Origin of the sequence: Micromonospora acroterricola (assembly GCF_003172955.1) — a bacterium.
Taxonomy (GTDB): Bacteria; Actinomycetota; Actinomycetes; order Mycobacteriales; family Micromonosporaceae; genus Micromonospora; species Micromonospora acroterricola.
On the sequence record NZ_QGKR01000133.1, the window covers coordinates 1 to 23,091 of the forward strand.

General features: G+C 70.4%; 23 protein-coding genes and 4 tRNA genes. 2 read left to right on the forward strand and 25 right to left on the reverse strand.

What is annotated here, in order from left to right; all coding sequences use genetic code 11:
• The 16 genes from DKT68_RS05525 to DKT68_RS05600 all read right to left on the reverse strand — a co-directional run.
• A partial coding sequence (locus DKT68_RS05525; RefSeq protein WP_146218290.1) for an ATP-binding cassette domain-containing protein occupies nucleotides 1–194 on the reverse strand: 194 nt, incomplete at its 3' end.
• An 80-nt stretch (nucleotides 195–274) separates the two neighbouring features.
• Complete coding sequence (gene rplA, locus DKT68_RS05530; RefSeq protein WP_109816342.1) at nucleotides 275–991, reverse strand: 50S ribosomal protein L1; 717 nt, start codon at nucleotides 989–991, stop codon at nucleotides 275–277.
• A 77-nt stretch (nucleotides 992–1,068) separates the two neighbouring features.
• Nucleotides 1,069–1,500: a 50S ribosomal protein L11 gene (gene rplK, locus DKT68_RS05535; protein ID WP_053653970.1), complete on the reverse strand. Its 432-nt coding sequence runs from the start codon at nucleotides 1,498–1,500 to the stop codon at nucleotides 1,069–1,071.
• A gap of 188 nt (nucleotides 1,501–1,688) precedes the next feature.
• Nucleotides 1,689–2,411, reverse strand: coding sequence for a transcription termination/antitermination protein NusG (nusG, locus tag DKT68_RS05540; protein ID WP_109816343.1), 723 nt, complete (start codon nucleotides 2,409–2,411; stop codon nucleotides 1,689–1,691).
• A 41-nt stretch (nucleotides 2,412–2,452) separates the two neighbouring features.
• Entirely contained in the window at nucleotides 2,453–2,845 is a 393-nt protein-coding gene (secE, locus tag DKT68_RS05545) for a preprotein translocase subunit SecE (RefSeq protein ID WP_109816344.1), read from the reverse strand.
• Between the two features lie 210 nt (nucleotides 2,846–3,055).
• A tRNA-Trp gene (locus DKT68_RS05550) sits at nucleotides 3,056–3,128 on the reverse strand.
• Nucleotides 3,129–3,256: 128 nt separating this feature from the next.
• Entirely contained in the window at nucleotides 3,257–3,649 is a 393-nt protein-coding gene (locus DKT68_RS05555; protein ID WP_109816345.1) for a MaoC family dehydratase, read from the reverse strand.
• A 1-nt stretch (nucleotide 3,650) separates the two neighbouring features.
• Nucleotides 3,651–4,097: a MaoC family dehydratase N-terminal domain-containing protein gene (locus tag DKT68_RS05560; protein WP_109816346.1), complete on the reverse strand. Its 447-nt coding sequence runs from the start codon at nucleotides 4,095–4,097 to the stop codon at nucleotides 3,651–3,653.
• A 126-nt stretch (nucleotides 4,098–4,223) separates the two neighbouring features.
• On the reverse strand, nucleotides 4,224–4,391 hold the full coding sequence (gene rpmG / locus DKT68_RS05565; RefSeq protein WP_007073056.1) for a 50S ribosomal protein L33: 168 nt from the start codon (nucleotides 4,389–4,391) through the stop codon (nucleotides 4,224–4,226).
• A gap of 133 nt (nucleotides 4,392–4,524) precedes the next feature.
• Nucleotides 4,525–4,597 (reverse strand) — tRNA-Met (locus DKT68_RS05570).
• Between the two features lie 24 nt (nucleotides 4,598–4,621).
• A tRNA-Thr gene (locus DKT68_RS05575) sits at nucleotides 4,622–4,694 on the reverse strand.
• Nucleotides 4,695–4,787: 93 nt separating this feature from the next.
• Nucleotides 4,788–7,334: a putative bifunctional diguanylate cyclase/phosphodiesterase gene (locus DKT68_RS05580; protein ID WP_109816347.1), complete on the reverse strand. Its 2,547-nt coding sequence runs from the start codon at nucleotides 7,332–7,334 to the stop codon at nucleotides 4,788–4,790.
• A gap of 96 nt (nucleotides 7,335–7,430) precedes the next feature.
• Entirely contained in the window at nucleotides 7,431–7,565 is a 135-nt protein-coding gene (locus DKT68_RS32345; RefSeq protein ID WP_269089836.1) for a hypothetical protein, read from the reverse strand.
• 594 nt (nucleotides 7,566–8,159) lie between these two features.
• Complete coding sequence (locus tag DKT68_RS05585; protein WP_109816348.1) at nucleotides 8,160–8,405, reverse strand: pentapeptide repeat-containing protein; 246 nt, start codon at nucleotides 8,403–8,405, stop codon at nucleotides 8,160–8,162.
• Between the two features lie 123 nt (nucleotides 8,406–8,528).
• The gene (locus DKT68_RS05590; RefSeq protein ID WP_161556623.1) at nucleotides 8,529–10,889 is read right to left on the reverse strand and encodes a tetratricopeptide repeat protein; all 2,361 of its coding nucleotides are present in this window, start codon (nucleotides 10,887–10,889) and stop codon (nucleotides 8,529–8,531) included.
• 860 nt (nucleotides 10,890–11,749) lie between these two features.
• Nucleotides 11,750–11,833: transfer RNA gene (locus tag DKT68_RS05600), tRNA-Tyr, on the reverse strand.
• 147 nt (nucleotides 11,834–11,980) lie between these two features.
• Between DKT68_RS05600 and DKT68_RS05605 the strand changes: the two genes are divergently transcribed.
• A complete protein-coding gene (locus tag DKT68_RS05605) occupies nucleotides 11,981–12,475 on the forward strand; it encodes a YajQ family cyclic di-GMP-binding protein (RefSeq protein ID WP_109816351.1) in 495 nt (164 codons plus the stop codon).
• Nucleotides 12,476–12,701: 226 nt separating this feature from the next.
• Nucleotides 12,702–13,136, forward strand: coding sequence for a hypothetical protein (locus tag DKT68_RS05610; protein WP_109816352.1), 435 nt, complete (start codon nucleotides 12,702–12,704; stop codon nucleotides 13,134–13,136).
• 160 nt (nucleotides 13,137–13,296) lie between these two features.
• Here the strand turns inward: DKT68_RS05610 and DKT68_RS05615 are convergent, their stop codons facing one another.
• The 9 genes from DKT68_RS05615 to DKT68_RS05655 all read right to left on the reverse strand — a co-directional run bounded on the left by DKT68_RS05615 (nucleotide 13,297) and on the right by DKT68_RS05655 (nucleotide 23,089).
• Nucleotides 13,297–13,836: an orotate phosphoribosyltransferase gene (locus DKT68_RS05615; RefSeq protein WP_109816353.1), complete on the reverse strand. Its 540-nt coding sequence runs from the start codon at nucleotides 13,834–13,836 to the stop codon at nucleotides 13,297–13,299.
• A gap of 147 nt (nucleotides 13,837–13,983) precedes the next feature.
• Nucleotides 13,984–15,243 carry an MFS transporter gene (locus DKT68_RS05620; RefSeq protein ID WP_109816354.1) on the reverse strand — a complete coding sequence of 420 codons (1,260 nt, stop codon included), beginning with the start codon at nucleotides 15,241–15,243 and terminating at the stop codon, nucleotides 13,984–13,986.
• A gap of 147 nt (nucleotides 15,244–15,390) precedes the next feature.
• Nucleotides 15,391–16,266 carry a zinc metalloprotease HtpX gene (htpX, locus tag DKT68_RS05625; protein WP_109816367.1) on the reverse strand — a complete coding sequence of 292 codons (876 nt, stop codon included), beginning with the start codon at nucleotides 16,264–16,266 and terminating at the stop codon, nucleotides 15,391–15,393.
• A gap of 127 nt (nucleotides 16,267–16,393) precedes the next feature.
• A complete protein-coding gene (locus DKT68_RS05630) occupies nucleotides 16,394–17,893 on the reverse strand; it encodes an NADH-quinone oxidoreductase subunit N (RefSeq protein ID WP_109816355.1) in 1,500 nt (499 codons plus the stop codon).
• 55 nt (nucleotides 17,894–17,948) lie between these two features.
• The gene (locus tag DKT68_RS05635) at nucleotides 17,949–19,457 is read right to left on the reverse strand and encodes a complex I subunit 4 family protein (protein WP_109816356.1); all 1,509 of its coding nucleotides are present in this window, start codon (nucleotides 19,455–19,457) and stop codon (nucleotides 17,949–17,951) included.
• Nucleotides 19,458–19,571: 114 nt separating this feature from the next.
• Nucleotides 19,572–21,509 carry an NADH-quinone oxidoreductase subunit 5 family protein gene (locus DKT68_RS05640; protein ID WP_109816357.1) on the reverse strand — a complete coding sequence of 646 codons (1,938 nt, stop codon included), beginning with the start codon at nucleotides 21,507–21,509 and terminating at the stop codon, nucleotides 19,572–19,574.
• Nucleotides 21,506–21,883 (reverse strand): NADH-quinone oxidoreductase subunit NuoK, encoded by a 378-nt coding sequence (nuoK, locus tag DKT68_RS05645; protein WP_109816358.1) that lies wholly within the window; start codon nucleotides 21,881–21,883, stop codon nucleotides 21,506–21,508. The genes DKT68_RS05640 and nuoK overlap by 4 nt, the downstream gene beginning before the upstream one ends.
• A complete protein-coding gene (locus tag DKT68_RS05650) occupies nucleotides 21,880–22,446 on the reverse strand; it encodes an NADH-quinone oxidoreductase subunit J family protein (protein WP_109816359.1) in 567 nt (188 codons plus the stop codon). The genes nuoK and DKT68_RS05650 overlap by 4 nt, the downstream gene beginning before the upstream one ends.
• Before the next feature lie 40 nt (nucleotides 22,447–22,486).
• The gene (locus DKT68_RS05655) at nucleotides 22,487–23,089 is read right to left on the reverse strand and encodes a NuoI/complex I 23 kDa subunit family protein (RefSeq protein ID WP_407940692.1); all 603 of its coding nucleotides are present in this window, start codon (nucleotides 23,087–23,089) and stop codon (nucleotides 22,487–22,489) included.
• Nucleotides 23,090–23,091 lie beyond the last annotated feature (2 nt).

Genomic DNA, 23,091 nt, shown 5'->3' on the forward strand with positions numbered 1-23,091 from the left:
CGCCCGGGCCGGTCGGTGACCCGGCCCCGGCCCGGCCGGAGCACCCCGGCGGCCACCTGGAGCAGGGTCGACTTGCCCACCCCGTTGCGGCCCAGCACGACCGCCACCTCACCGGGACCGATCCGCACGTCCACGCCCCGCAGCACCCACGGACCGCGCCGGTGGTACCGCAACCAGACGTTCTCCAGCCGCATGCGGTCGAGAGTGCCACACCTCAGACGCGCCGGGGCGCCGCCACAGTCGTGGCGGCGCCCCGGTGGAGCGGAGTGTCGGCTCAGGCCTCGGCCGACTCCTCAGTGAGGTTCTTCACCAGGTTCGGGTCGACCGGCACGCCGGGGCCCATCGTGGTGGTCAGGATGACCTTGCGGAGGTACTTGCCCTTCGCCGCGGACGGCTTGGCGCGCAGCACCTCGTCGAGCACCGCGGCGTAGTTGTCCACCAGCTGGCTCTCCGAGAAGGAGGCCTTGCCGATGATCAGGTGCAGGTTGGAGTGCTTGTCCACCCGGAAGGTGATCTTGCCGCCCTTGATGTCCTGCACCGCCTTGGTGACGTCCATGGTCACCGTGCCGGTCTTCGGGTTCGGCATGAGACCGCGCGGGCCCAGGATCCGCGCGATCCGGCCGATCTTGGCCATCTGGTCCGGCGTGGCGATCGCCGCGTCGAAGTCGAGCCAACCACCCTGGATCCGGGCGACCAGCTCGTCGGTGCCCACCTCGTCCGCACCCGCGGCGACGGCCTCATCGGCCTTCGCACCGCCGGCGAACACGATCACGCGGGCGGTCTTACCGGTGCCGTGCGGCAGGTTGACCGTGCCGCGGACCATCTGGTCCGCCTTGCGGGGGTCGACGCCGAGGCGCATGGCGACCTCGACCGTGGCGTCGAACTTGACGTTGGTGGTCTCCTTGGCCAGCTTCACGGCCTCGGCGGGGGTGTAGAGCTTGGACCGGTCGATGACGTCGGCGGCCTTGCGGTAGCTCTTGCTGCGCTGCATTGCTGATTACTCCTGTGGTCTCTGGCGGGCCGCTCGGCGCGGGCCCTCCCACGATGGGTCGTCGGCCGGGGCCGAGGTCAGTCGTTGACGGTGATGCCCATCGACCGGGCGGTGCCGGCGATGATCTTCTCGGCCTGGTCCAGGTCGTTGGCGTTGAGGTCGGCCATCTTCTTCTCGGCGATCTCACGCAGCTGGGCCCGGCTGACCGAACCGACCTTCTCGCTCTGCGGAACGCCCGAGCCCTTCTGCACACCGGCAGCCTTGATCAGCAGCCGGGCGGCGGGCGGGGTCTTCAGCACGAAGGTGAAGGACCGGTCCTCGTACACGCTGATCTCGGCGGGGACGATGTCGCCCCGCTGGGACTCGGTCTGCGCGTTGTAGGACTTGCAGAACTCCATGATGTTCACGCCGTGCTGGCCGAGCGCGGGGCCGACCGGCGGCGCCGGCGTGGCCTGGCCCGCCGGCAACTGAAGCGTGAACGTCTTGACGAGCTTCTTCTTCGGAGGCATGTCACTTCCTGGGGCTTGGAGCTGGGAAAATGCGGCTTGACACCGCTCTCGGGGCGCGCACGGTCAGCGCGGTGCGACAGCGGCGACGTTCAAGAGTAGCGCAGGCCGCAGTCCGCTCGTCCGCCGAGGTCGAGCGGGAGGGCGTACGCAGACGTCGGCGGCGGGCCGCGCCCGCCGCCGACGACCGGTCAGATCTTGGCGACCTGGTTGAAGTTGAGCTCCACCGGGGTCTCCCGGCCGAAGATCGACACCAGCACCTTGAGCTTCTGCTGGTCGGCGTTGATCTCGCTGATCGTGGCCGGCAGCGACGCGAACGCGCCGTCGGTGACCGTGACCGAGTCGCCCACCTCGAAGTCGAGAACCTTGATCTCGGGCTTCGCCTTCTTCTGCTCGGTCTCGATCGCCGGTGCCAGCCACTTCAGCACCTCGTCGAGCGAGAGCGGCGCGGGCCGGTCGGCCCGGTCGGTCGCACCGACGAAGCCGGTCACGCCCGGGGTGTTCCGGACGCAGGAGTAGGACTCGGCGGTCAACTCCATCCGGACCAGGATGTAACCCGGGAAGACCTTGGCCTGGATCTGAGAACGCTTGCCGTTCTTGACCTCGACCTCTTCCCGGGTCGGCACCTCGACCTGGTAGATGAAGTCCTCCATGTCGAGGCTCGTGATCCGGGTCTCGAGGTTGGTCTTGACCTTGTTCTCATAGCCGGCGTACGAGTGCACCACGTACCAGTCACCCGGCGCGTAGCGCAGCTTCTGCCTCAGCTCGGCGACCGCGTCATAGTCCTCGTCGGGCGCGGGCTCAGTGGTTGGGAACTCCGGCTCGCTGGCGGCCTCAACCGACTCGTCACCAGCCGCCGTCGCGACCGTGGACTGCTCGTCCACCGGTCCGGCGGTCTCGTCGTACTCAGGCACGCTCGCTCACTTCCGTCACTATCGGCTCTGGAGGCAGCCGGTCAGCTCGAGTTGCCGAAGACAAACAGCACGACCTTGGCGAAGCCGTAGTCCAGCACACCCACGATCGTCAGCATCACCGCGACGAACGTCACCACCACGGCCGTGTAGGTCAGCAACTCCTTGCGCGTCGGCCAGATGACCTTACGCAGTTCGGCCACCACCTCGCGGAAAAACCGGGCGATGCGGCCGAAGACGCCCACCCGACCGGTCTCCGACCGGGTCGTGGGCCGGCTGTCCGCCGACTCCGCCCGGGCACGGGACCGCGTGGCGGTGCCTCCCCGGGAAACCGGCTCGTCCGCGCTGGTGGCATCGTCGTCGGCTACGTCGTCGACGACCTCGTCGTCCAGACGATCGTCGCCGGCGTCCTCGCCGCGCCGCTTGTTGTCGGCCACTTCGCCCTCCGTCGCGGAATCTCGGGTCGCACGCCGGGCGGCGTGCGCGGCGCTGGTCACGCCGGCCGGACCAACCGTCCCGCGACGGGCCGCGGCCGGTGGATCAACCGGGGGGCCCGATGCCTCGGGACCACCCCGCCAATGCCACCACCACGGGCCGGACGCCGCCAGTCGGCGGCGCGACCCACGGGAACGGTCAGGCCTGAGGCGCAGGGGTGACAGGACTTGAACCTGCAGCCTGCGGTTTTGGAGACCGCTGCTCTGCCAATTGAGCTACACCCCTGTGCGGCAACACTCGCCCCACGCGGCCACAGACGACCGAGCAGGGGTCACTTGCCCCACGGCGGACCAGTGTACGGGTAGCCGCCCGACTTTCCCAACCGGTCTCCCCGCCACGCGTGGCGGGGAGACTCAGCGTGCCGTCCGGATGGTGGCCCGGGCCTGCGAGAGCACCTTCTCGCCGAGACAGGTGGCGGTCACCTCGAGCCGGGTGAGGCCGTCCTCCGTCACCTCGCGGACCACCGCGGTGACCTCGATCTCGGTCCCCTGGTCGTCGTCGGGCACCACCACCGGCCGGGTGAACCGGACGTTGTAGTCGACCACCGCGTCGGGCGCCCCGGCCCACTCGGTGATCGCCCGGCCGACCAGCGCCATCGTGAACATGCCGTGCGCGATCACCCCGGGCAGACCCACCTTGGTGGCGAACCGGTCGCTCCAGTGGATCGGGTTGAAGTCACCCGAGGCGCCGGCGTAGCGGACCAGGTCCGCGCGGGTCACCTGGAACGTCTTGGCTGGCAGCTCCATCTCACGCCTCCCCACGTACGACGATCTTGGACCAGACGGCGACCACCGGCTCGCCGGCGACGGTGCTCACGTCGGTGCGGGTGGTCAGGAAGCCGTGCCCGCCCCGGGTGCTGACATCCTCGATGGTGCTGGCGCAGACCAGCTCGTCACCGGCCACGACCGGCCGGGTGTACGCGAACCGCTGGTCGCCGTGCACCACGCGGCTGTAGTCGACGCCGAGCGCCGGGTCCTCGACGATCTGGCGGCTCGCCGCCATCGTGACGACCACCGGAAAGGTCGGCGGGGCGACCACGTCGGGGTGGCCCAGCGCCTGGGCCGCCGCCGGGTCGTGGTGGACCGGGTCGGTGGCGCCGATGGCGGTGGCGAACTCACGGATCTTTTCTCGGCCCACCTGGTAGGGGGCGGTCGGCGGATAGGTCCGGCCGACGAAGGAAGGGTCCAGAGACATGCCGCGAACCTACACGGAAACACAATCGCCGATCTGCTCGGTCGGCGGCGGCGGAGCCGCGCCGGCCCGGTCAGATCGGCGATCGGGAAAGCGTCAACAATGGCCGGCGCGGAAGCCGGCCGCAGGTCAGCGGGTCTCGCGGTGGACCGTGTGCCGACCGTCGCGCGGGCAGAACTTCTTCAGCTCGATGCGGTCGGGGTCGTTACGACGGTTCTTGCGCGTGATGTAGTTGCGCTCCTTGCACTCCACACACGCCAAAGTGATCTTCGGCCGGACATCGGTAGCCTTCGCCACGGCGGAGTGCCTTCCTCGCTAACGGAAACAAACTACGACGCGCCAGCCTAGTCGCTGACTGCGCGGACATGCAAAGTGGGCGCCAGTGGCGCCCATCCCCACGACCACCGGGACCGAGCCCGGAAGACGAGAGTAGCGGTGGCCGGACTTGAACCGGCGACACAGCGATTATGAGCCGCTTGCTCTGCCATCTGAGCTACACCGCCGCGGTGGGTCCAGCTGAACCCTCGAGCCCCCTTACGGAATCGAACCGTAGACCTTCTCCTTACCATGGAGACGCTCTGCCGACTGAGCTAAGGGGGCCTGCGCGATCTCCCCGTGGGGCGCGCAGAGGTAAGAGTACACGGCCCGGCCCGGCAGGTGAAATCGGATCCCCCGTGATCGTTTACACCCAGCTCAGGGCACGACACGCAGGCGTGGGAGCTCCCCGCTGGAGATCGACTCGGGGTCGGCCTGGGCCCCGAACCAGGCGGCCAGCCGCTCGTACGGCAGCGGCCGGCTGAACAGGAAGCCCTGACCGATCTCGCAGCCGATGTCCTGGAGCAGCTCCAGGGTCAGCTCGCTCTCCACGCCCTCGGCGACCACGGCCAGGCCGAACTGCTGGGACAGGGTCACCACCGCGTTGACGATGGCCAGGTCCCCCGGGTCGGTCGCCATGCCCTGCACGAAGGAGCGGTCCACCTTGACCTCGTGCACCGGCAGCCGGCGGAGGTGGGCCAGGGACGAGTCGCCGGTGCCGAAGTCGTCCACCGACAGCCGGACGCCGAGATCGCGCAGCCGGCGCAGGGTCGGGATGGGCCGGTCCGTGCCGTCCAGCACCCCCGCCTCGGTGATCTCCAGGGTGAGGCGCTGCGCCGGCACCCCGTACTCGGTCAGCAGCTCGTGCACCCGGTCCGGGAAGTGCTCGTCGGTCAGCGTACGGGCGGCGAGGTTGACCGCGATGGACAGCGGCTGGTCCGCCTGGGCCCAGTCCCGGCTGCGCCGCAGCCCCTCGCGGAGCACCACCTCGGTGAGCCGGCTCAACTGACCGGTGTGCTCGGCCACCGCCACGAAGTCCTCGGGGGCGACGGTGCCGTGGGTCGGGTGCTCCCACCGGGCCAGACACTCGACACCCACGAGGTGGCGGTCCCGCAGAGTCACCTTGGGCTGGAAGTAGACCTCCAGCTCGTCCTGGTCCAACGCTCGCCGCAGGTCGCCGGCGAGGCCGAGCCGGCGCAGCGACCGGGACTCCAGGGCCGGGTTGAACAGCTGCACGCTGCCCGGCACCGACTTGGCGGCCGTGGCGGCGAGGTCGACCCGGAGCAGCAGGGTCGCGGCATCGCTGCCGTGGTCCGGATGGACGGCCACCCCGACCGCGGTGTTCACGTCAAGGGTGAGCGCGTCGAAGACCATCTCGTCACGGATCTGGTCGCGCAGTTGACCCGCCAGCTGCAGCGCCGCGTCGGCGCTCTCCAACCGCAGCGTCACCAGGAACTCGTCCCCACCGACGCGACCGACCAGGGCCGACGAGGGCGCGCTGGCCCGCAACCGCTTCGCGACCTCGGCGAGGACCTTGTCCCCCGCCGCGTGACCGAGCGATTCGTTGACCTGCCGCAACCCGTCCACGTCGAAGAGCAGCGCGGCGACCACCTCACCCGGGGTACGGATCTTGACCGACTCGTCCAACGCGGCCGCGATGCGCCGGCGGTTGGGGAGCGTGGTCAGGGCGTCGTGGTACGCGTCGTGCCGAAGCCGGTCGACGAGCCGGGAGTTTTCCAGGGCCACCGCCGCGTGCGCGGCCACCGTCTCGAAGACGGGGATGTCGCCGGGCGTGAAGTGACCGACGTCGCTGAGCCGGTTGACGACCTCGAGGGTGCCGATCACCGCCTGGCCGGAGTAGAGCGGCACCACGATGATGTCCTTCACCCCGGTGCTGCGCAGCGACGGTCGCAGGCTCTCCTCGTCACCGAGGCGAACCCCCATCGCCAGACTGCGCCGCTGACGCCGGGCCTCCTCACGCACGACGACCGGAGTGGGCGACGTGTCCAGCAGGCCCGCGTCGTCGACCCGCGCCGTCAGCATCACCTCGGGGTGGCGCCCCTGGGCCGGCAGCCACAGCGTGGCGTACTCGGCCTGCATCAGCGCGCGGATCCGGCCGAGCAGGACGTCGGCCAGGTTGCCGCTCTGCCCGTTGGCGGTCATCGCCTTGGTGAGCTCGTACATGTCGCCGAGGGTGCGGTGCTGACGGAAGAACTGCTCGTACGACCGGTAGACCTTCGCGAGCGCGACCGCGAGCACGACGATCAGCACAGCCGACCACCAGGTGCTGCGCACCGCGATCAGAACGACCAGCCCGACCACGATGTTGACACCGGAGGTCAGCAGCGGCGGCAACGCGTTGCGCAGCACGCCCACGGCCGCCTGCCAGCCGTGCATGATCGCGATCACGCCGGCCACGCCGGCGAGCGTCGACACGAGGATGGTGCTGACGGACACGAACAGCACGCCCCACGTCCGTGGGCCGACGCCGTCCACCGGCGGGAGCGCCAGCAGCACGAGGCCGGCCAGCGACGCGGCGGCGGAGGCGTTGGCGACGTTGAACGCCAGCTTGGCCACGCCGAAGCGGTAACGCAGGTGGCTGATCAGCGTCGACAGCGTGTACGCCATCACCACCATGAGTGGCGGCAGGAAGAAGAACGCCAGGACGAGGGGGATCTCGGTGAGCCGCGAACCGAAGGACTGGCGCCCGATGACGAAGTTGAGCATCGGCAGGCCGGCGACCACCATCACGGCCAGCAGGACCGCGGCGAGCCCCCAGGACCCGAAGGGCTCCTGGCTGACCAGCCCGATCGTCATCGAGAAGATGGCGGCCGCGAAGGCCAGGGGGCCGGTGATGAACCATGCGTTCTGGGCCGAGCGTCGAGGAGACCCCGAGCCACCCGACACGGACCGGCGGTCGGCCATACCACTCCTTACCGGTCACTGCCACAGAACCGCACACGGCCGGTGCGCGAAGCTGGGGGCACCGTCGACCTCAGCCTCAGTGCCGCCTGCCTCGAACTAGTGGAGCGGTGCCGTCCAGACGAAGTCGAATGCTTGGAACTCCCCGAAACCGGAGGTGCCGCCGGCCATCACTGCGAGAACCAGGACTGCGAACACCATGCCGGCCCGCCGGGCCAGCCTTTGACCAGACATCACGTACTCCTATTGGCAGGGTGTCGGGAAGGCAAGATTCCACGATGGTGCCACACCCCGAGCAACCCGCAAAGCGGTCGGACGGCTGAGCGCGACGGGCCCGACCAGCCGCCCCTGGACCCGTCTCGGACGGATGCCCAGCAAGGTCGTCGGCTCGTCCTGGACGCCGCTCAGATGATGCGTGTTCAAGTTATAGCCGCAAATTGCATCAACGTCACGGATGCCCCGACCAGGGGCAAAGCCCGCCTCCGACGCAAAGCCGGCGGGTCCGTCAGGCGTTCCGAGCTCCTTGCGCCTGCGCGTCAGGTCGTGACGAGAGCCACCGGTTCGGCGGACTCGCGGCCGGTGACCAGTTGAACACAACAGCGGCCTCCGATCCATAGGATCGGACGCCTTCGATTATTCATGCTGACGGATGGAAGATTCGAACGTCTGTAGCCTTCGCGACGGATTCACCGATCCGCCCGCTGTTAATGATATCGATGGACCGCCTCCCGACTCCTGGCCGTTTCCCTGCTCGACCAGCACCGCTAGCCTCGTGTCCCTCCCGGGCCGGCACGACCAGTGGTTGACGAGGTTGGCGCCGCCCCGCGCTCAAGCGCTTGCTTCCGGCAGGACCAGACCCTCCGGCGGAGCCCCGCCCGGCCAGGCATCGAACACTGGTGGCACGTGGATGAGCGCCGCACCCAGGAGCACCTGCCCACCACTGAAGGTCGCCCGGCGGAACGACACCTGCCCGCCACCAAAGACCGCGCCGTCGAAGGACACCTCGCCGCCGCCGAACGTCGCCCCACCGAAGAACACCTGCCCCCCGTTGAACGTCGCCTCGTCGAAGGACACCCTCCCGGCACCGAACGTCGCGGCTGCGCAACGAGCCCGAACGGACACGTGCGGATGAGGCCCAGGGAGGGAGGGTCGCCTGCATCCACCGGCACTGCCCGAATTCTCCTTTGGCTGGAGGAATCACCGAGCCTGGTGCGGCTCCCTGCGCTCCGGACGGCCGGGGTCGGGGCCGGTGGCGCCGAACAGACTACCGACCGCTTGGGCGGCTTCGATCTTTTCCCGGACGGTCGGGTCAACAGCGAGCAGGAGGTATAGAACAGCCCAGGCAAGACCGGTCACTTTCGCCCACTGAAGCATCTGCGCCTCAAGGCCAAGCACGGGCTGAATGGCGAAGACGACGGCAAGCGGTGCCGCCGCGAGTGCGATGCTCCTAAGCACGACGACGGCTGTCCGCCAGCGTGATCGTCGGACTGCGGCCGGGCTGGGCGGCGCCGTCCAACGCAGCTTGCCGAGATCTCCGGTTGCAATGACGACAACTTCATCCCGGAGGATTGCGGTGAGGCGGTCCCAACTTCCCTCGACGGGCGCTGTGATCTGGCGCTTGAGGAGGCGAACTGCTGCCGCGGCTCCGCGCGCTCGTTCGGCGGACCATGCGGCCGTAACTGGGTCGGACGGACGGAGCGCAGCCGGCAGTCGTCGTTCCAGTGTCACGGCGGCCCGCTCCAGCCGTGACATCCATGCGGAGCGCCAATCCAACTCGTTCCGCCTAGTCGGGTGGGCCAGGCCATCAAGAATGTCGAGAAGTTCGTCAAGAATGTCCTCGCGGGGGCCGCGCCGCCACAGCCGGCGCAGCCCCACCGTCTGCCAAATGGCAGACGGAGTGACTGCCACGAAATAGCACAGAGCCAGGCCCGCGGTTGCTGCGAGCAGGCCGCCAACCACGTCAAACCAGGCCGGTGCCGGCGGCGGAAGCCGCGTAACCGCGTAACCGCTACTCAAGATGACCAGACCGGTGGGCGCACCTCGCATCAGTACGCCGTACCACGTTGTGGCGTTGGCGAAACGGAAAAAGACGATGAGGAGGGCTCCGAAGGAGACGAGCGTGCCGATGAAGCCCATCACAGCGGCCCAAGCGAGGGAGTGCGGCCAGGCACGGCGGGCGACCAAGGATAAAGAGAGCCAGGCGACGAGGCCACCGCCCAAAAGCGCCGCGCGCCCCGCCCACCGCTTGATCGCCTCAGATCGCTCCACTATTAGGACTGACCGCTGGATGTGCCAGTCAAGCCTGGCGCCGATCTCTGTTGGGTCGAACTGCGCCGGCCAAGGGAGAGTGTCGAGCACCCGGAGATGCTGGGTATAGCCCCTCCACTTGCGTAACACGCCTTCCTCAAGCCGGCGTGGCCGCCATAACAGCAGCCGAAGCGGCCCACCCGACCGCCACCAGTAGCGGTGTCGCCCCTTCCGGTGCCACGAGGGCAGCGTCCAGGGATCGCCGTATGCGTGCAACGAGAGAGCGGGGAGGCCCATGGCCCGGTAGATCTCCCCGACAGCGACGCGAACGTCCGGGTGCTTTCGGTCGGGTGGTGGCATCCCGTCGACCACGGCGAGCGCATCCCGGAAACGTTTGAGGCTGATCAGGATCCCCACCAGGTTCTGTACCGTCTCTAAATCCCTGGGGTTGAGCCTTCTTGCCTCGTCGAGATGTGACAGGGCGGCAGAATCCTGGCCTTGCAGATGCATGACCCATGCCAACCTGCAGAGAAGGGCCGCGCTCGGTCCGTTCGCCTCCAGATCATCACGGAGCAGAGCGGCAGCCACCGCCAATTCTTCCGTCTCGATCAGGCGGTGAGTGTGTTCCAGGAGGGCAAACACGCGCCGATCCTCGTTGACCAGCACTGCCACGCTGCTGAGGAGTTTCTCTATGTCGGCTGGCGGACTCGGCGGCACCGGCTCATCGGCCGGCCAGTCCCGCAGCATCGCTTCCTCCTGCTTGCGCCGTCGCCGTCGGATCAGCCGAAAGGGTCCGCCGCTACGCCACCAGAGTCTCCACCGAGCCCACCGCTGTCGTGACCAGGGCGGCCACCCCTCGCCGTAGGCGTCCAAGGCAAGGGCTGACATGCCCATTGCCTGATACACCTCGGCCAGCCCCTCGCGAGCCTGGAAATCCTGTTCGTCCTCCGCCACGTTCGTCAGCAGCTCAACAGCGCCGTGAAAGTAGCGGAGCTCCAACAGCTGCTGCGCTTGATCAACCTTCGTTGCAAGATCGGAATCATCGATGCTGCCGGCGAGATTGAGCAGCGCAAGGCTCATGTCGGAGTGACCCAGCAAACTTTCGACCGTTGCCAGCCTCCTCAGCAGGAGCACGCTCGCTCCCTGTTGCGCCAGGGCCTTCACCAACAGTTCGGCGGCTTCGGCGAGTTCGTCCTTGCCGACCAACTCGGCGACCTCTGCCAAAATATGGTCATTGTCAACCTCATGCACTCGCGCTGCACTCGCGTCCAACGAGGCGTCCGACATCGATTTAGCCGATTGCGTATCCACACTCCAAAGCATCGCGTACGCGGCCGACGCCCGCCTCAGACTGATGGCTCATGATGCCACCGCTCGGGCGCTGAACAGCAGCCGTAGGCCGTCGGTAGCCGCGACGGGCCCAGGGGCAAAGACAATCATTAGGCAACAAACGCAACGGCGAGAGCACAGCAGCCGGCGCGCGATAGTCGACTGCACCGGTGACAGCAGCCAGCCCAAACGAGGAAGTCTGCCCGGGAACGCCGTGAACGATCGCTCGGATTCCCGTACGCGGGCAGACGACGCCGGACGAGCCGCACACAGTTGTGGCGAGACGGTCGCCAGTGCTAGACAGCACCGGTTACAGCGCCGCGGCAATCGCCTGAGCCGGGCTTCGATCAATGAGGCCTCTTGACCTGCGCACTCACTAGTCAGCAACCGCCTTGCTGGCATTCCATCTAGACGCCTTACTGCCGATTCGCTCTGTTCTGGATCAAGGCGCTGGACCGCCACCCCATTCAGCCGATCGAGAAGCAGCACGATCACGGCCAGGCGGTACGGAAGCCGGAGGCGCCGACCTGATCGAGGGGCAGGGCTTCCGACTGCAGCGCCAGTCCAACCCGAGGACGGGCTTGCCCCCGGCGTAGCTGCTGCAGCCGGCTAGACCAACATGTGACCCTCAGCCGGTCGCTCACGGGTGGCCCACGCCATCCCTGGCAAATCCCGCCGAGCACGAACCTTTGCCGCCCCAAAGGAGCCCTCAGCGGCAAGATCGACCCGCCCACCATCTGCCCACAAATAGTCGTCACCGGCTGGAATGAGCCGGACTCGGCCGGACAAACGACAGCGGCCCCCGATCAGCATCTCTGCTGCTCAGGGGCCGCATGTGCACCTGGTGGCGGGTAGAGGATTCGAACCTCTGTAGCTTTCGCGACGGATTTACAGTCCGCTCCCATTGGCCGCTCGGGCAACCCGCCAGGGCACCCCACCGCGTCGCAACGCGGCGGCGGAAGCAAGGATAGCGGCTCACCCCGGGATCGGCGCAACCGGGTACGGTCAGGGGGTCGTGCCGCTGGTCGGCGGCCGACTGCAGGCCCAGACCGCCGGACAGCAGGAGCAGAAGCATGCCAGCGAACCCGTCCTTCGACATCGTGAGCAAGGTCGACCGCCAGGAGGTCGACAACGCCCTCCGCCAGGCGGAGAAGGAGCTCTCGACGCGGTTCGACTTCCGCGGCACCGGCGCGGAGATCTCCTGGTCCGGCGAGGAGGCGATCGGCCTCCAGGCGGAGACCGAGGAGCGGGTCCGTGCCGCCCTGGACGTGTTCAAGGAGAAGCTGGTCAAGCGGAACATCTCGCTCAAGTCTCTGGACGCGGGCGAGGCGCGCCCGTCCGGCAAGGTGTTCAAGATCGACTGCAAGGTCATCCAGGGCATCGACTCGGACAAGGCCAAGGCGATCGGCAAGAAGATCCGCGACGAGGGCCCGAAGGGCGTCCAGGCGCAGATCCAGGGCGACCAGCTGCGGGTCACCGGGAAGAAGAAGGACGACCTCCAGGCCGTCATCTCGCTGCTCAAGGGCGAAGACTTCGGCGTCGCGCTGCAGTTCACCAACTACAGGTAAGAAGGCTGCGGGCGGCTTGGTCATCGGGCCGACCACAGCTTGTCACCTGGGCAGGCGTCGTCACCAATGGTCGTCGTTGGTGGCTCACGATCGGCCTCCGACGGCCTGGACCGGGTCCTCGTCGGCCCGGAGCCGGCGTGCCCCCTGCCAACGGGCCCCTACGGCTGCAATCGGGGGGTGCGTCGCGCATGCACGACCGGTCGGACAACCCGCTAATGTCTGGCCGGTGGCGGCCGAAGCAGCGGGTGCATTTCGTCGGACAGCAATTGAGCGATCGGACCAGCGCATAGCCTGGGACCGGACGGACCAGGCCTTCTTCGCTGCCGGAGCGTGTCACATCCTGGCCTGGGTGTGCCGGGACTCCTACCCAGATCGGGCGATCGAGATCGCAGGTGTGCGCCTGGCAGGCGGCCGGCAGGTCTTCCACGCCTACGCGCTCTGGAATAGCTGGGCGTTCGATCACTCAGGCTGGAACTCCGAGCCGGAGTTGCTGGCGGCCAACACAACCTTCGAAGGCCGCCCGCTGGAGAGCGTCAAGATCACGGACAGTCTCGCCGAATTCTGCGAGACGCACCACTCCCGCATGCCGCACCAGTACTGGCAGGACCCGCTCCCCCGTGCTCACGACTACGTGAGCCGATACACCCCACCTTGGGCGTAGTTCTGGTCCCTGGCAACCCCTAACAACTCCCGGGGATAGGCCGGTTTCAGACGTTGAAGCGGAACTCAGAGCTGCCGTCCCGTCGCCAGCGGGAACGGCTCAGGACACCTGCTCAAGCGGCGTCTCGGGCTGCCATGAGTGCTAGCTGCTTGACGACGTTTCACGGTGTCTTGTGCCCCCTGGGTGCCCCGAGGTCAGCGCGAGTGAGGAGTGCTCGCAGCGCGATTCCCTCGGCCGCCAGCGCCTCGCTTCCGCCCTCCTGGCGGTCGATTACACAGACGGCGGCATCGATGCGTGCTCCCAGGCTTCGTAGATCCCTAGTCGAAAGCACAACCTGCCCGCCAGAGGTCACCACGTCTTCGACAACGAGCACCCTCCGCCCGGCCACCTCTGCCCCTTCGGCCAGTCGAGCTGTGCCGTAAGGTTTCGCGGTCTTGCGCACGAACGCGCATGGCAGACCGGTGTGGCGACCGAGTGCCGTTACGACGGCGATGCCCCCCATCTCCAAGCCAGCTAGCACCTCAGTCTCGGCGGGCACCAAGGCGACCATCTGCGCCGCGAGGCCATCCAGCAGATTCGGGTCTGCCTCGAACTGATACTTGTCGAAATACTCGTTCGCTACCCGCCCAGAACGCAGTACGAATTTCCCAGTAAGGCGAGACTTGGCATTGACCTGGCCCGCGAGATCATCAAGCTTCACGTGAGGAATCCTGACACGCCACGCACCGGGCAGAGGCCCCAGGCGAGGACCCTAGAACTGCGCTCCGCGCCAACTCGCCATCCCGATGGGCACGGAAGCCGAGTCGATCAAGGCAGGCCCCGGCGCCGACAGCGCGGCAGCGACGGGTCAGGCGGCGACGGGCTCCTCGGTGCGTACCGTCGAGGTTTCCGCCCTGGCGATGGGCCCGGCGGGCAGGCCCGCGACCGCGGCCCCGACGGCGACCGCCGCCCCGGCGAACAGGAACGCCCATGGCACCCCGCCGGCGTGGTCGACGATCAGGCCGGCCACGGCGCCGCCCGCGGCGCTCGCCGCCACCGACATGGTGACCACCCAGGTGTACGCCTCGTTCAGCATGCCGGCCGGCGCGATCCGGCCGACCAGGGTGTTCTCCAGGGTGAGCGCGGGAGCGATGGTGGCCCCACCGACGACCAACGCGACGCCGAGCGCCAGCGGGGTGGGCATGACGGCGAACACCGCGAAGGTGCCGGCGAGCGCGGCGAGCAGCATGGCGAACTGCCGGGTCATGTTCGGTGACGGGCGGCGAACACCGAACCAGAACCCGCCAGCGGCGCTGCCGATCCCCCAGACCGCGAGCAGGATGCCGGCCAGGCTCTCGGGGTCGTCGGCGGTGTGGTTGCCGGCGTACGCGGGCACGATCACGCCCGCGGCGCCGAACGCGATGCCGAGGCTGGACACGCAGACCAGGAGGGCCGGGAAGCCGCCGACCCGCAGCGGCCCGAGCCCCCGGGCGTGGTGCTCGCGGGGGTGCGGACGCCAGCCGCGCATCACCCGGCCGAGGGCCACGGCGGTGGTGCCGACCAGGGTGACGACCGCCGCGCCGATCAGGGCGGCCGCGGCGTCGGCGACCAGCACGAAGCCGGCGACGAGCAGCGGGCCGAGCACGAAGACGATCTCGAACAGCGAGGTCTCGGCGGCCAGGGCGGTGTTGCGCAGGTGGTACCGGTCGGAGCCGGGGCCGGTCAGGTCGTTCCACGCGCCACGGATGGCGGCGGTGAGCGGCGGGTAGGTCGCCCCGGCGACGCCTGCGGCCAGGTAGATGGCGGGAAGGGCGTCGTCGCCCGACCGGCTGGCCATCAGCAGCCCGATGAGTGCCAGCGGGTGGGCCACGGCGGTGACCAGCAGGATGGGGCTCGGGCCGACGCGGTCGGCGATCCGCCCGGCGACCGGGCTGAGCACGGCGCCGGCGACCGCGTAGATCCCTCCCGCCACCGCGGCGAGCGCGTACCGCCCGGTCACCTGCTCGACCACCAGCAGCAGCGCCAGCGGCGTCATGCCGATCCCGAGCCGCCCGATGATGCCGGTGACCAGCAGCATCGGGGCTCCGGGGATCCGCCAGACACCCAGGTACTGGCGCAGTGCGGCCACCGTGAACCTCCCGAGGAATGTAATGAGTGTGAGCCGTTACGACCCTAACGCCGGCAGTGGGCCGGGGATACCGGATATCGCGGTGGACACAGCACTCCGCCCGCACCCGATGGGGACCGGGTGCGGGCGGAGGTGGTGATCAGCGGGTCAGCGCTGGAACTGCACGGGCCCCGCGTTGGCGGCGATCTGCTCCAGCCGGGCGACCCGGTCCTCCATCTTCGGGTGGGTGGAGAAGAGCGCCGCCACGCCGCCGCCCCGGAACGGGTTGGCGATCATGAGGTGGGCGGTGCTGGTGAGCTGGCCCTGTGCCGGCAACGGCCGGCGTCGGGCCACCGCGTCGATCTTGCGAAGTGCGCTCGCGAGAGCCAGCGGGTCACGACTCAACTCGGCGCCCGAGGCGTCGGCCTGGAACTCGCGGCTCCGGCTGATCGCCAACTGGATGACGGTGGCCGCGATCGGCCCCAGGATCAGGGTCAGCAGCAGCACGGCCGGGTTCGGCCGGTCCTCGTCGTCGCCACCGCCCAGCGGGATGAAGAAGGCGATGTTCGCCAGGAAGGTGATGATGCCGGCCAGGCCGGCCGCCACGCTGGAGATCAGGATGTCGCGGTTGTAGACGTGCGACAGCTCGTGCCCGATCACACCGCGCAGCTCGCGGTAGTCGAGGATCTCGGTGATGCCCTGGGTCACGCAGACCGCCGCGTGCTGCGGGTTACGGCCCGTGGCGAACGCGTTGGGCTGCGAGGTCGGGCTGACGTAGAGACGCGGCATCGGCTGCCGGGCCTCGGCCGCCAACTCCCGTACCATCCGGTACAGCTCGGGGAACTCCGCCTCGCTGACCGGTTGCGCCCGCATCGAGCGCAGCGCGAGCTTGTCGGAGAAGAAGTAGGAAATGCCGTTCATGACCAGTGACACGAGGACGGCGATGACCAGTCCGCCACTGCCGCCGAACCCGTAGCCCACCGCGAGGATCAGAGCGGTGAGAAGGCCGAGCAGCGCGGCGGTCTTCAGACGGTTGTGGTGCACGATCACTCCTTCGGTGCACGGATCGCCGGGATCCGCTGACCGGTGTAACAACCCGGTACCCGCCAACCATCCGTCTCAACGCTGAGAGTTGCCTGAGACGGGCCCCGTCGGCCGGAACGCAGGTCGGTCAGCGACCGGCCAGGTCGAGCACCATCTGCGGGGCGACACCGAGCACCACGGCAGCCACCGTCGCCACCGCCAGCACCACGCCCACCACACCCACCAGTGGTACGGCCGCCGCGCCACCCGGAAGCGCCGCTGCCGGCGCCGCCGGTTCGGCCGTCGGCGCCCAGAGGGCGGCGGTCACACGCAGGTAGTACGCGAGACCGATCACCGCGTTCACCGCCACCACCAGCGCCAGCCAGGCGGCGCCGCCGTCCAGCAGCGCGCGGACCACGGTCACCTTCGCGAACAGCCCGGCCAGCCCGGGCGGCAGACCGGCCAGACCGACCAGCGCGAGACCGAACGCCGCGCCACGCCACGGGTGCCGGCGGGCCGCGCCGCGCAGGTCGTCCAGGGTGCCGCCGTCGGCACCCGCCGGCCGCAGCGCGGTCACCCCGGCGAACGCGGCCAGCTCCAGGACCACGAAGAAGACGGCGTACGCCACGGCGGCGGCGTACGCGGCGTCGCGTGCCTCGCCCGTGCGGCCGGCGGCCAGCGCCAACGCGCCCAGCGGGGCGAGGATGTAGCCGGCCTGCGCGACCGAGGACCAGGCGAGTAGCCGGACCGTACGCCGCTGGCGCAGGGCGACCAGGTTGCCGACGGTCATGGTGAGCACCGCGAGCAGGGCGAGCACCGGGCCGGTCTGGTCGGCCGGCAGTGCCCGCTGCACCACGGCGAGCAGCGCGACGACGCCGCCCAGCTTCGACGCCGTGGACAGGTACGCGGCCACCGGCAGCGGCGCGCCGTCGTAGGTGGCCGGCGCCCAGGCGTGGAACGGCACCGCCGCCACCTTGAAGGCGAGCCCCAGCAGCAGCAACGCCACCGCGGCGGTGGTCAGCGGCAGGTCCCGCAGCTCCGGCCGCTCGGCGAGCGACGAGCCGAGACGGTCCAGGTGCAGCGTGCCGGTCACCGCGTACAGCAGCGCGGCACCGAGCAGGGTCACCGTGGTGGCCACCACGCTCACCACGAAGAAGGTGACCGCCGCCTCGGCGCTGGCCAGGCTTCCCCGGCGCAGGCCCACCAGCACGTACAGCGGCAGGGTCAGCGTCTCCAGGGCGACGATCAGGGTGATCAGGTCGCCGGCCGCGCCGAGCACCACACCGCCGGTCATCGAGCAGGCGAGCAGGAAGCAGTACTCCCCGACCGGTGACCGCCCGGCGCGCAGCGCGGGCACGGACAGCCCGAGCACGCCCAGGGTGAGCAGCGCCACCACCGCGCCGACCAGGGCCGCCCGACCGCCGAAGATCCACGAACAGTCGGGGCCGACGCAGAACGTCCGCCGTTCCCCACCCGCGCCGACCACGGCGGCGCCGACGGCGGTGCCGAGCGCGCCGAGCGCCGCGACCACGATCGTGGCACGCGGCCGGGCCAGCAGCAGGTCGGTGACCAGCACGAGCACGGCGGTACCGGCGGCCAGGTAGGCCGGCAGCAGCGCCACGCTGTCCACGCTCTGCACCGCGTTCACGGAGCCACCTTCGTTCGCGACTGCGGGGCTCGCAGAACCGGCTCACTCCTCGCGCTCACGGGGAGACCACCCCCACGAGGGCGTCGACCGGGGCCTCGGCGACGCCGAGGACCAGCGCCGGGACCAACCCGATGGCCAGCGCGAGCAGCACCAGCGGCGCCCACGCGCCCAGCTCTGCCCCGGCCAGGCCGGGACCGACCCGGCCGACCGCCGGATTCGGCCGACCGTGGGTGACGCGGCGCAGCAACCGCAGGAAGTACGCGGCGGTGAGCGCCCCGCCGATCGCCGCCAGCACCCCGAGGGTGGTCCAGAGCGGGCCGCCCACCTGGATCGCCGCGATCACCGCGAACGCTTCCCCCCAGAAGCCGGCCAGACCGGGCAGGCCGAGCGACGCGATCGCCGCGAACGCGAGCAGACCGGCCAACCGGGGCGCGGTCTCCCGCAGCCCGGACAGCTCGGACAGGCTGCCCGTGCCGGTACGGTCCTTCACGGCGCCGGCCAGGAAGAACAGCAGCCCCGTGATCACGCCGTGCGCGATGTTGCCGATCAGCGCCGCCTGGATGCCGGTGGCGGTCAGCGTGGCGACGCCCAGCAGCACGAAGCCCATGTGCCCGACGCTGGAGTACGCGATCAGCCGCTTGACCTCGTCCTGCGCCAGGCAGACCAGCGAGCCGACCAGAATGGCGGCGACGGCCAGCACGCCGAGCACCGGCGCCGCCCAGCGGGCACCCTCCGGCGCCACGCCCACCGCCACCCGGATCAGGCCGTACGTACCCATCTTGAGCAGCACCCCGGCCAGCACGACACTGCCCACCGTGGGCGCCTGGGTGTGCGCGTCGGGCAGCCAGGAGTGCAGCGGCCAGAGTGGGCTCTTCACCGCGAACGCGAGCGCGAGCAGGGTGAACGCGGCCAGTTGAGTGCCCCGGGACAGCCCGCCGCCACCGGTCAGCGCCACCACGTCGGCCGTACCAGCGGCGGCGACCACCACGTACACGCCGACCAGCAGCAGCACCGAGCCGAACAGGGTGTACAGCGCGAACTTGCGGGCCGCCCGACGCCGCTCCGCGCCACCCCAGCCGGCGATGATCGCGTACATCGGCAGCAGGACGACCTCGAAGAAGAGGAAGAACAGCACCAGGTCCAGGGCGAGGAAGGTGCCCAGGATGCCCACCTCGACCACCAGCAGCAACGCGACCAGGGCACGGCCGCTGCCGCCGGCCGGCACCCGCCACAGCGTGTACGCGCAGCAGAGCAGGGTGAGCAGCGCGGTCAGCACCACCAGTGGCCACGAGATGCCGTCGACGCCGAGGTGGAAGCGCAGGTCCAGGCCGGGCACCCAGGGCAGGTCCAGCTCGTGCCAGGGACGCACCGCCGGCGCGCCGGCGGACCAGGCGAACCAGCTCCGGTCGCCGAACACCAGCGGCACCGCCGCCAGCAGGGTCAACGCCGCAGCGACCGTGCCGACCAGCCGGGCGGCGCGGTCCCGAGGTGTCGCGACCACCGCGACCGCACCCAGCGTCGGCAGCGCCAGGACGGCGACCAGCAGCACCTGCCCGAAACTCATCTGATCACCACCGTTCGCGACTGCGGGGCTCGCAACACCGGCTCACTCCTCGCACTCACCGGAACGCCTCTGTTCGCGACTGCGGGGCTCGCAACACCGGCTCACTCCTCGCACTCACCTGATTCCTCCGATCAGGGCGGCCGCCAGCCCGATCAGCAGCGCGCCGGCCAGCACCCCGGCGGCGGCGCGGGGCAGCGCCGCCCGGTGCAGCGCGGCCAGCCCCGCACCCAGGCCGGACGCGGCCCGCCCGCTGCCCTCCACCGCGCCGTCCACCACCACCTCGTCACCGGTCCGCGTGGCGCGGGCCAGCGCCCGGACGGGGCGTACCACGAGGGCGTGCTGGACGTCGTCGAGCCGGAACGCGCGGGCGAAGACCGGCCGCAGCGGACCCAGCGCGGCCGCCGGGTCGGCGGCCCGGTCCCGGCGCCAGCGCAGCAGCACCAGCCCCGCGCCGACCAGCAGCAGCGCCAGCGGCAGCAGCAGCCCCGGCCCGAGGTGGACCAGACCATCCTCCGAGCCCGCCACCGGCACGGTGGCGAACCGCAGGCGGTCGGCGAACGCCCCCAGGAACCCGGCCAGGCCGAGCAGCGCGGCCGGCACCGCCAGCAGCAGCACCGGCCAGCGCAGCACCGCCGGCGGGTCGTGCGGCCGGACCAGCGGCAGCCGGGCATCGCCGAAGAAGGCCCGCAGCAGCAGCCGGCCGGCGTACCAGGCGGTGATCGCGACGCCGGCCAGCCCCGCCAGCCAGACCATCCAGCCGACCCACGACGGGACCGGGCCGGCGCCCTCCCGGGCGGCCGCCTCGGCGACCGTCAGCACGCCGTCCTTGCTCCAGAAGCCGGCCAGCGGCGGCACCCCGGCCAGCGCGCCCAGCCCCACCACCGTGCACCAGAAGGTCACCGGCATGCTCCGGCGCAGCCCGCCCATCTCCGACATCAGCGTGCTGCCCACCGCGTGGATCACCGCGCCGGCGGCGAGGAACAGCAGCGCCTTGAACGCGGCGTGGGTGAGCAGGTGGAACAGCGCCGCCGACGGCGACCCGACCGCCAGCGCACCCGTCATGTAGCCGAGCTGGGAGACCGTCGACCAGGCCAGCACCCGCTTGATGTCGTCCTGCGCGGTGGCGGCGAGCGCGCCGAGCAGCAGGGTGATCGAGCCGATCACCCCCAGCACGGTCAGCGTCACCGGCGCGGCGGTGAACAGCGGGTAGAGGCGGGTCACCGCGTACACGCCGGCGGCGACCATCGTCGCGGCGTGGATCAGCGCGGAGATGGGCGTCGGGCCGGCCATCGCGTCCGGCAGCCAGGTGTGCAGCGGGAACTGGGCGCTCTTGCCGGCCACCCCGGCCAGCAGCAGCAGACCGGCGGCGGTCAGGGTGGCCCCGGAGTGGTCGTGGGCGAGCACGTCGGCGATCCGGAAACTGCCCGCCGACACCCCGAGCAGCGCGATGCCGAGCAGGAAACCGACGTCACCGACCCGGGTGACCAGGAACGCCTTCATCGCGGCGGCGGGCGCGCCCGGCAGCCGCCGGTCGTGGGCGATGAGCAGGTACGAGCAGAGGCCCATCACCTCCCAGCCGACCAGCAGCATGACCAGGTCGCCGGCGACCACCACCAGCAGCATCGCGGCGGTGAAGAGGCTGATCTGCGCGGCGTACGGCGGGTAGCGGTGGTCGACGTCGACGTCGTCGTGCGGGCCGCGTCGCAGGTAGCCGATCGAGTAGACCTGCACGGCCAGGGCGACCGCGGCGACCGCCACCGCGACCAGCGCGGCGGCCCCGTCCAGCCGGACACCGAGGGTCACCGTCAGCCCGCCGAGATCGACCCAGGTCGTCGACGTCTCCCGCGGCCGGTCGACCGTGACCAGCAGCGCGACGGCCAGCGCCAGCGCGCCCGCCGCGCCGGTGACCCCGAGAGCGACGGCGGCCCGCCGGGCCCGGTCGCCGCCCGCCGCACGCGTGGTGGGGTGGCGTGGGGCCGGCGGCAGCAGGAGACCGAGCAGCCCGGCGACCAGCGGTACGGCGGGCAGCAGCGCCCCCAGCAGCCCGGTCACCGGCCCGCCTCCTGATTCCCGCCGGCGGCGGCCGGCTCCGGCGCGCCGGCGGCCGACGGCGGATCGGTGGGTTCGGTCAGCGGCACCTCGTCCACCGCCACGCTGGCGCGCAGCCGGTAGAGCTGGAGGACGATCGCGAGCCCCACCCCGATCTCGGCGGCCGCGAGGACGATGACGAAGAGCGCGAACACCTGACCGGAGTGCGGCAGCACGGCGCGGACGGTGGTGTCCGCGGTGACCAGGATCAGGTTGATCGCGTTGAGCATCAGCTCGACCGCCATCAGCACCAGCACCGCGTTGCGCCGTCGCAGCACGCCGTAGACGCCCAGGCCGAACAGCAGCGCGGCGGTGACGTACGGGATGACCGGCCTCACCGGCTCCCCCCGGAATCCACGTCGACCCTGTCGCGCGCTGCCCCGCCGTCCGCTGGCGGGCCGGGGCGGCGGCCGATGTCCGGGCGGGACAGCACCACCGCGCCCACCAGTGCCGACAGCAGCAGCACGGAGAGCACCTCGAACGGCAGCACCCACGACCGGAAAATCTGCTCCCCCAGCCGTTCCGCGGTGCCCGCGTCGGGCACCGCGACGGTGCTCCACCGGTACGCGTCGACCAGCAGGACGGTCAACCCCAGCCCGGCGCCGCCGCCGATCAGCGCGGCCGGCCAGCCGGGCCGGTCCAGGTCGTCCGAGGCGCCGATCGGCGCCCGGGTCAGCATCACCGCGAACAGCAGCAGCACCACCACCGCGCCCACGTAGATCAGCACCTGCACCCAGGCCACCAGCTCGGCGCCGAGCACGAGATAGTCGCCGGCCAGCGCGCCCAGGCAGACCACCAGGTAGAGGCCGGCCCGGACCAGGTGCTTCGTGGTCACCACCAGCACGCCGGAACCGACCGCCACCGCGCCGAGGGCGAGCAGCAGCAGATCCGCGCCGGTCACCGGGCCGCCCTCACGGCTCGGGCCGCCCGACGTGGCGCGGTCACGAGGCGGAACCCGCGTCGGCGCCGGGCTCGGGGCGTACCGCCGATGGCGCCGGACGTGCGGCCGCCGCCTTGCGCGCGGCGGCGGTCTCCTCCTTGGCCGGCTCGCCGTTCGGGTCGTGCGCGGGAGGCGGCGGGACGGTGGCCATCCACTGGCCCAGGTGGTCCTTGTCGTGCAGCAGGTCCTTGATGTCGTACTCGGCGTACTCGAACTCGGGGGACCAGTAGAGCGCGTCGAACGGGCAGACCTCGACGCAGATGCCGCAGTACATGCAGAGCGAGAAGTCGATGTCGAACTTGTCGAGCACGTTGCGCTGGCGGGGGCGGGCGGCGCCGGGCACCGCCACCTCCTCCTTGTGCGAGTCGATGTAGATGCACCAGTCCGGACACTCGCGGGCGCAGAGCATGCAGACCGTGCAGTTCTCCTCGGACAGCGCGATCACGCCGCGCGAGCGCGGCGGCAGCTCGGGGGCGACGTCCGGGTACTGCTGGGTGGTCGAGCGGCTGGTCATCGTCTTGAGGGTGACCGCCAGGCCCTTCACCAGGCCGGCGCCGGGCAGGCCGTGCCCGCTGCTGCCGCCGTGCTCGCTGGGGTCGCTCATGT